Source organism: Bacillus kalamii, assembly GCF_047238185.1.
GTDB lineage: Bacteria > Bacillota > Bacilli > Bacillales > DSM-1321 > Bacillus_AD.
In genome coordinates, this window is record NZ_JBDFMI010000001.1 from 1,439,458 (window position 1) to 1,451,481 (window position 12,024).

At 41.8% G+C, this 12,024-nt stretch carries 14 protein-coding genes; 11 read left to right on the forward strand and 3 right to left on the reverse strand.

Going from position 1 to position 12,024, the window contains the following annotated elements:
• Nucleotides 1–141 precede the first annotated feature (141 nt).
• The 8 genes from ABC357_RS07230 (at nucleotide 142) to ABC357_RS07265 (ending at nucleotide 8,424) form a co-directional block, all read left to right on the forward strand.
• On the forward strand, nucleotides 142–1,836 hold the full coding sequence (locus tag ABC357_RS07230; RefSeq protein WP_412886856.1) for a formate--tetrahydrofolate ligase: 1,695 nt from the start codon (nucleotides 142–144) through the stop codon (nucleotides 1,834–1,836).
• A 13-nt stretch (nucleotides 1,837–1,849) separates the two neighbouring features.
• Nucleotides 1,850–2,380: a hypothetical protein gene (locus ABC357_RS07235; RefSeq protein WP_412886857.1), complete on the forward strand. Its 531-nt coding sequence runs from the start codon at nucleotides 1,850–1,852 to the stop codon at nucleotides 2,378–2,380.
• 85 nt (nucleotides 2,381–2,465) lie between these two features.
• Nucleotides 2,466–2,942, forward strand: a complete 477-nt coding sequence (locus ABC357_RS07240; RefSeq protein WP_412888603.1) for a glutathione peroxidase — start codon at nucleotides 2,466–2,468, stop codon at nucleotides 2,940–2,942.
• Nucleotides 2,943–3,086: 144 nt separating this feature from the next.
• Nucleotides 3,087–4,970, forward strand: a complete 1,884-nt coding sequence (locus tag ABC357_RS07245; protein WP_412886858.1) for an ABC-F family ATP-binding cassette domain-containing protein — start codon at nucleotides 3,087–3,089, stop codon at nucleotides 4,968–4,970.
• A 134-nt stretch (nucleotides 4,971–5,104) separates the two neighbouring features.
• The gene (locus tag ABC357_RS07250) at nucleotides 5,105–5,542 is read left to right on the forward strand and encodes a BrxA/BrxB family bacilliredoxin (RefSeq protein WP_412886859.1); all 438 of its coding nucleotides are present in this window, start codon (nucleotides 5,105–5,107) and stop codon (nucleotides 5,540–5,542) included.
• Nucleotides 5,543–5,548: 6 nt separating this feature from the next.
• A complete protein-coding gene (locus tag ABC357_RS07255) occupies nucleotides 5,549–6,349 on the forward strand; it encodes a class I SAM-dependent methyltransferase (RefSeq protein ID WP_412886860.1) in 801 nt (266 codons plus the stop codon).
• Between the two features lie 445 nt (nucleotides 6,350–6,794).
• Nucleotides 6,795–7,412, forward strand: a complete 618-nt coding sequence (locus tag ABC357_RS07260; protein WP_412886861.1) for a YpjP family protein — start codon at nucleotides 6,795–6,797, stop codon at nucleotides 7,410–7,412.
• A gap of 151 nt (nucleotides 7,413–7,563) precedes the next feature.
• Entirely contained in the window at nucleotides 7,564–8,424 is an 861-nt protein-coding gene (locus ABC357_RS07265; protein ID WP_412886862.1) for an EamA family transporter, read from the forward strand.
• A 49-nt stretch (nucleotides 8,425–8,473) separates the two neighbouring features.
• Here ABC357_RS07265 and ABC357_RS07270 read toward each other — a convergent pair whose 3' ends face one another.
• Nucleotides 8,474–8,707, reverse strand: coding sequence for a hypothetical protein (locus tag ABC357_RS07270; protein WP_412886863.1), 234 nt, complete (start codon nucleotides 8,705–8,707; stop codon nucleotides 8,474–8,476).
• Between the two features lie 58 nt (nucleotides 8,708–8,765).
• A complete protein-coding gene (locus tag ABC357_RS07275) occupies nucleotides 8,766–9,137 on the reverse strand; it encodes a GIY-YIG nuclease family protein (protein WP_412886864.1) in 372 nt (123 codons plus the stop codon).
• Between the two features lie 104 nt (nucleotides 9,138–9,241).
• Between ABC357_RS07275 and ABC357_RS07280 the strand changes: the two genes are divergently transcribed.
• Together ABC357_RS07280 and ABC357_RS07285 are read left to right on the forward strand one after the other, a co-directional pair.
• Nucleotides 9,242–10,186, forward strand: coding sequence for a thymidylate synthase (locus ABC357_RS07280; protein WP_412886865.1), 945 nt, complete (start codon nucleotides 9,242–9,244; stop codon nucleotides 10,184–10,186).
• Between the two features lie 29 nt (nucleotides 10,187–10,215).
• A complete protein-coding gene (locus ABC357_RS07285) occupies nucleotides 10,216–10,701 on the forward strand; it encodes a dihydrofolate reductase (protein ID WP_412886866.1) in 486 nt (161 codons plus the stop codon).
• Between the two features lie 75 nt (nucleotides 10,702–10,776).
• Here ABC357_RS07285 and ABC357_RS07290 read toward each other — a convergent pair whose 3' ends face one another.
• Nucleotides 10,777–11,079 carry a hypothetical protein gene (locus ABC357_RS07290; RefSeq protein WP_412886867.1) on the reverse strand — a complete coding sequence of 101 codons (303 nt, stop codon included), beginning with the start codon at nucleotides 11,077–11,079 and terminating at the stop codon, nucleotides 10,777–10,779.
• Between the two features lie 172 nt (nucleotides 11,080–11,251).
• Here ABC357_RS07290 and ABC357_RS07295 point away from each other — a divergent pair, with 172 nt between their 5' ends.
• Entirely contained in the window at nucleotides 11,252–11,986 is a 735-nt protein-coding gene (locus tag ABC357_RS07295) for a lysophospholipid acyltransferase family protein (RefSeq protein ID WP_412886868.1), read from the forward strand.
• The last annotated feature ends 38 nt before the right edge of the window (nucleotides 11,987–12,024 follow it).

Sequence of the window (12,024 nt, forward strand, 5' to 3'; positions counted from 1 at the left end):
AAGTCAAGGAAAAAGTAAATAGAAATAGATATATTATTTAGAATATTTAAATCTTTTAGAGCGTACGTGGTTTTTTGTCCTAATTATGAATAGGCATGGTAAAATGAATGAAAGAAAACGACATCAATTTGGAGGGAAATCATGACGAAAACGACTTTAAAAACGTACAAAACTGATTTGGAAATAGCAGATAGTTCGGAAATGAAACGGATTGATGAAATTGCCGAATCCGTTGGCCTACAGCCGGAGCAATATGATATGTACGGCAAATATAAAGCAAAGATATCCTTGGATGTAAAAAAAGATGCCCCGGTAAAGAAGGACGGAAAACTGATATTGGTAACAGCGATTAATCCTACTCCTGCCGGTGAGGGGAAATCCACGGTTACAGTCGGGTTGGCTGACGCTCTTAACAGATTGGGCGAAAAAGCAGTAATTGCAATGAGAGAGCCATCTCTAGGGCCGGTAATGGGTGTAAAAGGAGGAGCTTGCGGCGGAGGATATGCACAGGTTCTGCCGATGGATGAGATCAATTTGCACTTTACAGGTGATCTGCATGCAATCACTACAGCCAATAATGCATTGGCAGCTATTATAGATAACCATATCCAGCAAGGAAATGAATTGAATATTGATCCACGCCGGATTGTTTGGAAGCGGGTAGTTGATTTGAATGACCGTGCTCTTCGAAAAGTTGTTGTCGGGCTTGGCGGGCCGATGCAGGGTGTTCCTCGCGAAGACGGCTTTGATATTACCGTTGCATCAGAAATCATGGCTATCCTATGCTTGGCAGAGGACTTGGATGATCTAAAACGCCGCATTTCTAAGATTGTGATTGGTTATACATATGGTAAGGAGCCCGTTACAGTCTCCCAATTGGGTGTTGAAGGAGCTTTGACTTTGTTATTGAAAGAAGCGATTCTTCCAAACCTGGTACAGACAATTGAACATACGCCTGCTCTTGTCCATGGGGGGCCTTTCGCGAATATCGCACATGGGTGCAATTCGGTTATCGCCACAAAAACAGCGCTGAAGTTAGGGGATTATGTAGTGACTGAGGCAGGGTTCGGTGCGGATTTGGGTGCGGAGAAATTCCTGCATATAAAGTCCCGGAGTGCCGGCATCCAGCCAGATGCAGTCGTGATTGTAGCTACTATACGTGCATTGAAGATGCATGGGGGAGTCGATAAAGCTGATTTGACCGAAGAAAATCCGGGCGCATTGAAGGAGGGATTTGCTAACCTTCAGAAGCATTGCAGCAATATCGCTTCATTTGGCCTTCCGTTCGTTGTGGCGCTTAATCGTTTTGTAACGGATCATGAAAGCGAATTGGCGTCCTTTGATGCATTATGTAAAGGGAACCAGATTCCTTACGAGCTTACAGAAGTTTGGGAAAAAGGCGGGCTTGGCGGTGAACAATTAGCTAAGAGCGTAAAGAAACTAATGGACAATAATGATCATTATTTTAATTATTTATATGATTTAAGTGATTCGATTGAAGAAAAAATAAAAACAGTAGCAAAGGGAATCTACGGTGCAGATAATGTGGAATTCTCTCTAAAGGCCAAAAAACAATTAACCCAAATTGAAGAAAACGGCTGGGGCCATTTGCCTGTCTGCATGGCAAAAACACAGTATTCGTTATCTGATGATCCCGGCAAATTAGGCATGCCAGAAGGCTTTACGATTACGATCCGGGAATTGAAGCCTTCGGTCGGCGCCGGATTTATTGTTGTCTTGACAGGGGATGTCATGACTATGCCTGGATTGCCTAAAAAGCCGGCAGCGCTAAACATGGATGTTACCGCTGATGGACGGGCCCTTGGATTGTTTTAAAGGATGTGATGTAATGTTTGACCCGACCGCCTATGAGAATTTTAAAGTGATTTTGGAAGGCTCTATTTACGAGCATGATTTTACGGGTGACATTAAGGTCATTGACCGTTCGGAAACGATTGATCTATCCATCTTATCACGGTGTTTTTCCATGACATTCGTCAAGATCGGCCAAGAAAAAGTGAAGGGGAGAGTGATCCTTCATTCTTCATTGGCTGATTTGGCAGATGAAATTTTGGAACAAGATCGGATGTTGCCCGGGGCCTTTATTGATATCCATTTTTTATATGGATCTAAGGAACAGGAAACCCCGAAAGGCCTTAAGCAGATTAGGGATTGTCTGCTCGAGGTATGGGGAAAAGAGCGCCAAGTGGTTATTACAGAGCGGCGAAGTTTTGATGGGGATACCTTTTCGCCCTATGAATATTGTGCGCAGCTGTCATTCAACAGAAAAATTTCTGAGGGCCAAAGTGAAGATCTGTACGATCTTATTACATATTGCATGAAGTCCTTGGACCGTATTTACAGGTCTATAAAAGCATAATAATCCCTAATTGAATCTCTGCAGTTGTGGTGACAGCCTGTTTTTTCGTACAATGTAAGAAGAAGGCGAGGAGAGTTGTTGTATGATGACGATTTATGATTTTGAAGCAAAGCGGATCGATGGGGAATCTGTTTCCATGAATGAATATCGAGGGAAAGTCATCATGATTGTCAATACTGCAAGCAAATGCGGCTTTACCCCACAGTATGAACAACTGCAAACAATCTATGACCGTTATAAAGATGAAGGGCTTGTCATTCTTGGGTTTCCATGCAACCAATTCATGGGGCAGGAGCCGGGGGATGAATTGGAGATTGCCGGGTTTTGCCGCTTGAATTACGGTGTAACCTTCCCGATGTTTGCCAAGGTGGATGTAAAAGGGGGCAGTGCCCATCCGATCTTCAAGTATTTGACCCATGAAGCTCCGGGAGTATTAGGATCTAAAGGCGTGAAATGGAACTTCACTAAGTTTTTAATTAATAGAGAAGGCAAGGTGGTTAAGCGTTTCTCTCCGCAGACTAAACCATTCGATATTGAATCTGAAATTAAATCATTGTTATAATGAAAGGGAAAAGCTTTTTACATTGGGTAAAAAGCTTTTTTCTTCGCATATAAGCGACAGAACTGTTTTAAATAAATGAGAGTATGCTATCCTTGAAAGAGACCGTTTAAAAGAGACATGAAGGAATTAGGAGAAGGTGCACGAATGAAAATTTTAAATGCTGAACATCTTACAAAACAAATGGCGGAAAAGACGTTATGGTCCGACATTTCTTTTTCTATATCAGAAGGTGAAAAAATAGGTATTATCGGAGTGAATGGATGTGGAAAATCCACTTTGATGAAAATGATAGCCGGGATGGAAGAGAGCGACCAAGGTGAAATTGTAAAGCCTAAAGATTATACGATATCCTTTCTATCCCAAGAACCGCAATACGATGATCACCTATCCATCATGGATTACCTTTTCGCAAGCAATACACCCCTTTTTTCCTTAATCAGGCAATACGAAGAGGCATTGAACAACCTTCAAGCCCACCCCGAAGACGATACATTGCAGGAAAAGTGGATGATGCTCCAGCAGCGGATGGATCAGGAAAACGGCTGGGATAGAAGCGCCGAAGGAAAAACAATTTTGACTAAACTAGGGCTCAAAGAATCCAGCCAGCTGGTGGGCAGCCTTTCGGGCGGCCAAAAAAAACGGGCTGCATTGGCAAAGGCATTAATTGAACAGCCGGATCTGCTCATACTAGATGAACCGACCAACCATTTGGATGCGGGCAGTATCAAATGGCTGGAGGAATACTTAGTCAAATATCCAAAATCAGTCCTGTTCGTCACGCACGACCGATATTTCCTTGATAATGTCACAACGAAGATATGGGAATTGGATCAAGGTTCACTATATGAATATAAAGGGAACTATGAATCTTTCTTGGAAGGGAAAGCGATTCGGGAAGAGAACGAAGAAAGCACAGCGGCAAAAAAACAGAGCCTATTCAAAAATGAATTGGCTTGGATGAGACGTGGGGCAAAAGCGCGGACAACCAAACAAAAAGCAAGAATCCAACGGTTTGAGCAAATCGAACAAGATGTTCGCCAAACATCTTCCAGCGATAAACTGGAAATTGAACTGGCGGGTTCACGATTGGGCAGGAAAGTCATAGAATGTGTAGATGTTTCTAAACGGTACGGCAATAAAGTGCTATTGGACCATTTCTCAAGGCTGTTCAAACGTGGTGACAGAATCGGAATCATCGGGAATAACGGCACTGGAAAATCGACCTTCCTAAATATCTTGGCTGAGCGTGAAGGCGTTGATTCTGGTGTGATTGAACATGGCCAAACAGTCAAAATCGGTTACTATACACAGGAAAATGAAGAGATGAATGACCAGCTGCGCATGATTGAGTACATCCGTGAAGAGGCTGAAACCATACAATTGAAGGATGGCAGCTTCCTTTCCGCTTCTGCGATGCTCGAGAAGTTTTTGTTCCCGATGAATACGCATGGAACGCCGATTTACAAATTGTCCGGTGGGGAAAAAAGACGTTTATTTCTTTTGCGCATATTGATGTCTTCTCCAAATGTATTGTTGCTCGATGAGCCCACCAATGATTTGGATACACAGACCTTGACCGTACTCGAGGAGTTTCTCCATCATTTTTCTGGTGTTGTCGTAACCGTATCGCATGACCGTTATTTTTTGGATAAGGCGGCAACAGAGCTATTGATTTTTGAGGGGAATGGAAAGATTGATGGTTATTTTGGGGCATACAGCGACTATTTATCGATAGTCTCAAAAGAAAAATCCGCAAAAGAAATGCCTGTCAAATCAACAAAAGAGGAACCCGTTACCAAAGAAAAGAAAAAAAAGCTCTCCTATATGGAGAAAAGAGAATGGGAAACCATCGAGGAGGACATTCAACACTTGGAAGATGAGCTAGCCAGAGTCGATGAGGAATTGGCTTCTATCGGAAGTGATTTTGAAAAAGGCCAGGCTTTAATGGATGCACAAGCAGAATTGAACCAAAAGTTAGAAGAAAAAATGGAGAGATGGGAATACCTTTCCGAATTGGCTGATGCCTGACGGGCTGATCTTCATGGGGGCCAATTACATGATTGAAAAGCAAAAGGAAGCCTAAAGAAGATTCGTTGCTTTTCAGAAAAAATCATTTATAGTATGCTTATATTATTTAGAAATACGATTTGGAGTGAATATACATGTCTAATGCATATGAAGAATATATGAAGCAAGTTGCGCAGCCAATGCGCCAGGAATTAACAAATGCCGGTTTTAAGGAACTTACATCAGCTGATGAAGTAGATTCTTTTTTTGACGAAGCCGATGGTTACTCTTTTGTAGTGATAAATAGTGTATGCGGCTGTGCTGCAGGCTTGGCGAGACCGGCTGCTATCCAGGCAGTTGCCGATAGCGAGAAAAAACCAGACCATGTTGTTACTGTCTTTGCAGGTCAAGATAAAGAAGCGACGGCCAAAATGCGCGAGTTGATTACAGGGCATGCTCCATCTTCCCCAAGTATGGCATTGATGAAAGGAAAAGAATGCGTCCATTTCATTCCCCGTGATGAAATTGAAGATTTTACAGTGGAAGAGATCATGGAGAATATCAAATCCGGCTTCGACGCAAACCTTGTCTGAGCAGGCATGATAAACCGTACAATCGTGACGACTGCTGGCAGGCCGGATGAAGGCATGGTGGCTTGCGCAGAACAGACCGCGTTGGATTTGGATATTCCTTATGTTCCTCGCAGGAAACGGTCTGTATCTTCCTTTTTCCCTGCGTATGATGCTGTATTGGTCAGAAGTAAAGAAAAAATCCAATTATACCATCAACACTCGCCTGAGCCATTCTTTTTCCATCCTAATTTGGCAATGGTCAGAATCAAAAGAATAATGGCAGGCGAGCAGGATCCTTTCATAGAAGCCGCTCAGCTTAAGCAGGGCGACAGTATATTGGATTGTACTTTGGGCTTCGCTTCTGACAGTATTGTTTCCAGCTATGTTGTTGGAGAATCAGGGCGTGTCATAGGGCTTGAAAGCAGTAAATGCATTGCCTATATCACCGGCTTTGGCCTGAAAAGGTGGAACGATAGTCCAGAAGCTGTTTCAAATGCCATGAAGCGTATAGAGGTCGTCCATCAAACCTATTACGAATACTTAAGGGATTTGCCTGAAAATGCTGTAGATGTTGTCTACTTTGATCCGATGTTTGACAGCAGCATTGAGGAATCGAATTCCATTCAGGCGATGGCCCCGTTTGCCTGTAAAGAAGGCCTGCCCCAACAAAGCATTGAAGAGGCCAAACGTGTCGCCAGAAAAAGAGTCATTCTTAAGGACCACTTCCGAAGCACGCGGTTTCTAGAGCTTGGTTTTACCCAGCAGGTACGGAAAACAAGCAAATTTCATTATGGGATTATTGACTTGCAGAATTCCTCCCATAAATAACGAAAAAGGTGGCGGCCAATGAGTGCCGCCACCTTTTTATCTTAATTTGATGTGGAACATAAGCATACATTTTTAAGGTCTTAAGCTTTTCGGGGATAAACGGGCGCTATCCGCTTTTGGGTTCATCCAGCTGCAAGCGCCATCCCCTCGAGGTCTTAAGCTTTTCGGGGATAAACGGGCGCTATCCGCTTTTGGGTTAATCTGCGAAGTTTAGGTAGATGAAGTAGGCGATCAGGACAAAAGTCAGAGCGACGAAGAGATAGGACCATTCCATGTTAACACTTCCTCTCGTGTTTTTTTACTTTCTTTTATTTTACATTTTCGGTAAGGATTATATTCTTTTATCCCCGCTTAAAAATAAATGAAACCTTTAGGAGTTTTATTCGTAATACAGGCATAGATCATGTATAGTAGAATAATAGAATGAAGTAAGCGAGGGATTCAATTGACAAATGTACCGAAATGGATGAAGAAGAGTTTTGTTATTCTTTTATCCATCCTGACACTTGGTTTAGTTTCGCCTGATGATTTTCACTGGCAGAATGAGGCTGCGGCACATAAGTCCGGAAAGAAAAGCTTACAGGCGGAAGAAAGACCTGAAGAATCTTATACTTTACAAACAACTATTGAAGAAACCGAACTCCCCGTCGATCGTAGCCTGTTGATAGAGCAGTTTGTCAATCAGGCAGAAGAGACAAGTTATGTGAAATTTGGGGAACGGATCAAGCCAAAAATCGAAGATGAGTTTACAACTATCATTCTGCCGGAAATGCAGAAAGCTATCGCCTCTTATATTGAAAAATGCCCTGAACAGGATTTAACCCATTTAGCTATTTCGCAGAAACCTGCTTCGGGCTATGGCGAAAAGATTTTTAATGTGTATAATGAAAAGACCGGAGAAGACATCATCCGATTCCATGTTCGAAGAGAAAACCCGCCGCAACAAGGTTTTTGGTTCAATTTTCATTATCATACCGACATGGATAAGTTTGTCGCCCACCACGATTTAGGCAGCATTTACTGGGATAAAAACACACCTCCTAAATGGTCAACATTGCAATAATGGAATCCGTTAGGAAGAAGTGCCTATCCTGGTCGAATAAAGGAACAGAAGATACTATGGTCCATTAAGGAGTGTAGTATCTTTTTTTATGTACATAGTATAGAAAAGAAATGAAAAAAAGAGGCAATCATTGCTTTCGGGGAGGTTTAATATGAGCATTATTCTTGCATTGCTTGCGGCTGTCTTCGCTGCATTAACGTCCATATTGGCGAAGCTTGGCATTGAGGCAATCAATTCAAATTTGGCAACAGCAGTAAGGACAGTCGTGGTTGTCATAATGGCATTCATCATTGTGGTGGTTACGGGGCAATTTTCAACTATTGTGGGCTTGTCTTCCCGCTCTTATTTATTCTTAATCTTGTCAGGCATTACAACAGGTCTTTCCTGGCTCTGTTATTTTAGGGCAATCAAGCTTGGAGATGTGTCGCGTGTTGTCCCTATTGATAAATCTAGTGTAGTGTTGACCATAATACTTTCTTTTTTGATTCTTGGCGAGCCAGCAAATACTATGGTTATCATGGGCGGAGGGCTAATTACGATTGGCACTTTCCTGTTGATTGGCAAAGTTAAAAAAGACCATCTGAAAAAGCCTTCCCAATCATACATATTGCTGGCTGTCCTATCGGCAGTCTTCGCCGCAATGACATCTATTCTGGCGAAAATAGGCATTGAGAATGTCGATTCGAATGTTGCCACGTTTATCCGCACAATCGTCATTCTGTTGTTTGCGTGGGGAATTGTCTTTTTCCAAGGGAAGCAAAAAGAATTAAAGGGAATTACACGGAAAGACTATCTATATCTTATTTTATCAGGTGTCGCTACAGGATTATCTTGGCTCTGTTATTTTGGGGCCATCTCAATCGGCAAAGTCTCCATTGTTGCCCCAATTGATAAGTTTTCAGTTGTATTAACAATGCTTCTCGGGTTTGTATGGTTGAAGGAAAAGCCTAATAAACAAACGATTATAGGCGGTGCAGTCATAACAGCAGGGACGGTTTTGCTGATTTTATAGGGAGCCGCTGGAGAACATCTAATAGGCTTCATCCTTAAGGTGAAGCCTACTAAGAGGTTCGTTTTTCTTTGAAGAAAACGTTAAATACAACGATGAAGAAAAAGAAAAAAAGGATGGAGATAACAACGGGAACCACCCAATATCTGATTTGTGAATAAAGAAGGAAGCCAAGGAAAGTCGACAGAAGGACCAAATCCAGATAGACAAATAATGGCCAATTCATCACGATATAGACATCATTGATTTTTTCCAATTCTTGATTGGAGTCAGTATGTTTATTCATTGAGTTCACCTATTCAAGTAGTTACAAGTATACTATGTGCTTTTTGGGAAAAGGTGATTCAAATTCTTTTTAAAAAAATGAGATGGCCGCCGCATTTACAGTCCGATGAACCGAATTGTTTGGGGAAACGCTGTCCTAGTTGGGCGTATTTTTCAGCGAGGGCGCATTCACCTTCATGTTCAGGAAATGTTTGGACATTGGCAATATCACAGTAAGGACGGAAATAATCTATATGCCAACGGAGTTTCTTTTCGATAGCCAAGTGCCTCTCTATGCGCTTCTGGATATTTTTTTTTGCGCTGCCGATATAGCAATACAATCCAGGGGGAAATGTAAAGACTCCAAGAGCGCCAATTGATATTGTGGCTTCATCGGAAAGTGTATAAGTGATACAATATAGCGTATGTGAATGGTCAATGACCCATTTCATTTCGGATACCCCTTTACTATTGGTTTATGCCTAACATTATATCAGTAAAAGAGGTTACGGAACGGTCGGGCTAAGTATTTATAAGTAATTGAGGTGCATGGATAGTGAAACAATATTTGGAATTGTGTGAGCATGTGTTGGCGAATGGGGTAAAAAAAGAAGATCGGACAGGAACGGGTACGATCAGTACATTTGGTTATCAAATGCGATTTGATCTGCAGAAGGGGTTTCCGCTAGTGACAACCAAAAGAATCCCTTTTCGGTTAATTGCAAGTGAGTTGTTATGGTTTATTAAAGGAGATACAAATATCCGTTATTTATTGCAGAACCGGAATAATATCTGGAATGAGTGGGCCTTTAAAAAATGGATTGAAAGCGGCCAGTACAAGGGTCCTGACATGTCTGATTTTGGTCTGAGATCACAGCAGGATGAGACATTTGCTGTACAATATGAGGAACAAATGGCCGAGTTCATTAAGCGCGTATTGGAAGATGAAGAATTTGCAGCCACTTTTGGCGAACTGGGAGATGTCTACGGCAAGCAGTGGAGAAATTGGAAAACAGCCAGTGGAGAAACAATTGACCAATTGAAGGATGTGATTGAAACGATCAAAACGAATCCTGATTCAAGGCGTTTAATTGTTTCTGCCTGGAATCCTGAGGATATCCCTTCTATGGCTTTGCCTCCATGCCATACTTTATTCCAATTTTACGTACTGGAAGGAAGGCTTTCGTGTCAATTATATCAAAGAAGCGGCGATGTATTCCTTGGAGTGCCTTTCAACATTGCAAGTTATGCACTTCTGACCCATTTAATCGCCCACGAGTGCGGGCTGGAAGTCGGGGAATTCATCCATACATTGGGCGATGCGCATATATACAGCAATCATATCGAACAGGTTAAGAAGCAACTGGAAAGAGATCCGAAGCAGCTGCCGATTCTACATTTGAATAAAGAGAAGGAAACTATTTTTGACTTTGAGATGGAAGATATTTCGATAGAGGGGTATGAGCCACATCCGGCTATTAAAGCGCCGGTTGCGGTTTGACATAAGAATCCGAGGGAGGGAATAGCAGCATGATCGTATCAATGATAGTTGCCATGGATTCAGACCGTGTCATAGGGAAGAATAATCAAATGCCTTGGAGGATTCCGAGGGAACTGCAATATGTTAAATCTGTCACCATGGGCCATCCGATTATTATGGGCAGAAAAAATTATGAGAGTATTGGACGTCCACTTCCGGGAAGAAAAAATATTATTATGACACGCGATAAGAATTATGAAGCTGCTGGTTGTGAGATCGTCCATTCAAAAGATGCCGTTTTTGACTTGTGTGAAGGCGAAGAAGAAATATTTATCTTTGGAGGCGAACAGATTTATAAGCTTTTCCTGAAGGATGCCGATCGTTTATATATCACAAGGATCAACCATTCTTTTGGAGGAGATACGTTTTTTCCTGAGATAAAGGAATCGGATTGGCAAGAAACATCTTGTGAAAAAGGGATCCGTGATGAAAATAATGATTACGATTATTATTACCACATTTATGAAAAGAAGTAATGGAACAGGTAGTAAACCAATTGCGCACCACCTAATAAAAGGCTTCTCCATTTTGGGGAAGCCTGTTTTGATGGATTATATGAGGCAATAGCCAACGATGGGCGGTCCGATGATAAGGACAGCTGCAATTGTGCAAATGCCGATGGTGGTGCCCCGTGAAAGCTTATGCATTTCTTTTCCTTTATAGTAACCAGAAAACTGCCATTTGTTTCGATACAGGATAAAAAGCAGCAGGTAAACGCCTATCCCCCCTATCCACTTGAACGAGTTCATCGGTATAGAAAGGTGTGCATACGTGTACATTAACAATTGACCCAGCAGGCTTCCCAATATGCAAAAAATGAGGATAATCCTGCCAAGCTCCATTACTACCTTCATTCCATTCAGTTCCCTCCTTTCCTTCCTAGCAATTATAGCATAGTTGCCCATTTTACGAATTATTTAATCAATTCAAATTTAATAGTGTTTTGTCGGATGTTTCGAACAGTATAGTCATAATAGGCATCTTTATATATAATGGTTTAGGTATTTAGTATCAGGAGGTCAATTAATGAGAACCATCGTGTTTTTTCTTTATTTTTTCGGCTATTTAGTATATAGCATCCCTTTTCTTGGCAGGGCCAGGAAGTATGAAGACCCAACCCAATCAATAGAAAAAAATGACGAGTATAAACATACTTTGGCAAAGCAGTGGGCGAAAACCCTTGTGAACATTTCAGGGGCAGATGTCACTGTCAGAGGAGAGCAACACATGCCTGAAGGTGCTGTGTTGATTGTTTCAAACCATGAAGGAAATTTTGATATTCCTGTTTTATTAGGTTTCCTGAAGAAGCCATTCGGTTTTATTTCCAAAATTGAAGTGTTGAAAATACCGATTGTCCATAAGTGGATGGACGTCATGAATTGTGTTTTTATGGACAGAAAAGACCGCAGACAATCCATTAAAGCGATCAGGGCAGGGATACAATGTATTAAGGATGGCCATTCCCTCGCTGTTTTTCCGGAAGGAACAAGAAGCAAGGGTGGGCCGGTAGGCGAATTCAAAGCGGGCAGCCTCCGATTGGCTGTTGATGCCAAAGCTCCTATCATCCCTATAGCCATCAAGGGAACATCAGGCTTAATGGAAAAAAACAATGGTTGGATTAAGCCTGCTCAGGTATCCATCTCCATCTTGCCGGCTATAACTTATGACGAATATAAAGATATATCTAATGGCGAGTTGGCGGCTGAACTTGAACGGAGAATATCGGAAGAGAAAGAGAATATGGATGAACATAAAAGCTGAAAAGTTTCAGCTTTTTTTTGACTGATAAAGTGGAGTTT

Excerpts from the sequence above, each read along its gene's own strand:
- ABC357_RS07285 (WP_412886866.1), top strand. The coding sequence starts at position 10,216 with ATGATCGTATCAATGATAGTTGCCATGGATTCAGACCGTGTCATAGGG.
- ABC357_RS07235 (WP_412886857.1), top strand. The coding sequence starts at position 1,850 with ATGTTTGACCCGACCGCCTATGAGAATTTTAAAGTGATTTTGGAAGGC.
- ABC357_RS07295 (WP_412886868.1), top strand. The coding sequence starts at position 11,252 with ATGAGAACCATCGTGTTTTTTCTTTATTTTTTCGGCTATTTAGTATAT.
- ABC357_RS07275 (WP_412886864.1), bottom strand. The coding sequence starts at position 9,137 with ATGAAATGGGTCATTGACCATTCACATACGCTATATTGTATCACTTAT.
- ABC357_RS07290 (WP_412886867.1), bottom strand. The coding sequence starts at position 11,079 with ATGAAGGTAGTAATGGAGCTTGGCAGGATTATCCTCATTTTTTGCATA.
- ABC357_RS07270 (WP_412886863.1), bottom strand. The coding sequence starts at position 8,707 with ATGAATAAACATACTGACTCCAATCAAGAATTGGAAAAAATCAATGAT.
- ABC357_RS07245 (WP_412886858.1), top strand. The coding sequence starts at position 3,087 with ATGAAAATTTTAAATGCTGAACATCTTACAAAACAAATGGCGGAAAAG.
- ABC357_RS07255 (WP_412886860.1), top strand. The coding sequence starts at position 5,549 with ATGATAAACCGTACAATCGTGACGACTGCTGGCAGGCCGGATGAAGGC.
- ABC357_RS07240 (WP_412888603.1), top strand. The coding sequence starts at position 2,466 with ATGACGATTTATGATTTTGAAGCAAAGCGGATCGATGGGGAATCTGTT.
- ABC357_RS07250 (WP_412886859.1), top strand. The coding sequence starts at position 5,105 with ATGTCTAATGCATATGAAGAATATATGAAGCAAGTTGCGCAGCCAATG.
- ABC357_RS07265 (WP_412886862.1), top strand. The coding sequence starts at position 7,564 with ATGAGCATTATTCTTGCATTGCTTGCGGCTGTCTTCGCTGCATTAACG.
- ABC357_RS07230 (WP_412886856.1), top strand. The coding sequence starts at position 142 with ATGACGAAAACGACTTTAAAAACGTACAAAACTGATTTGGAAATAGCA.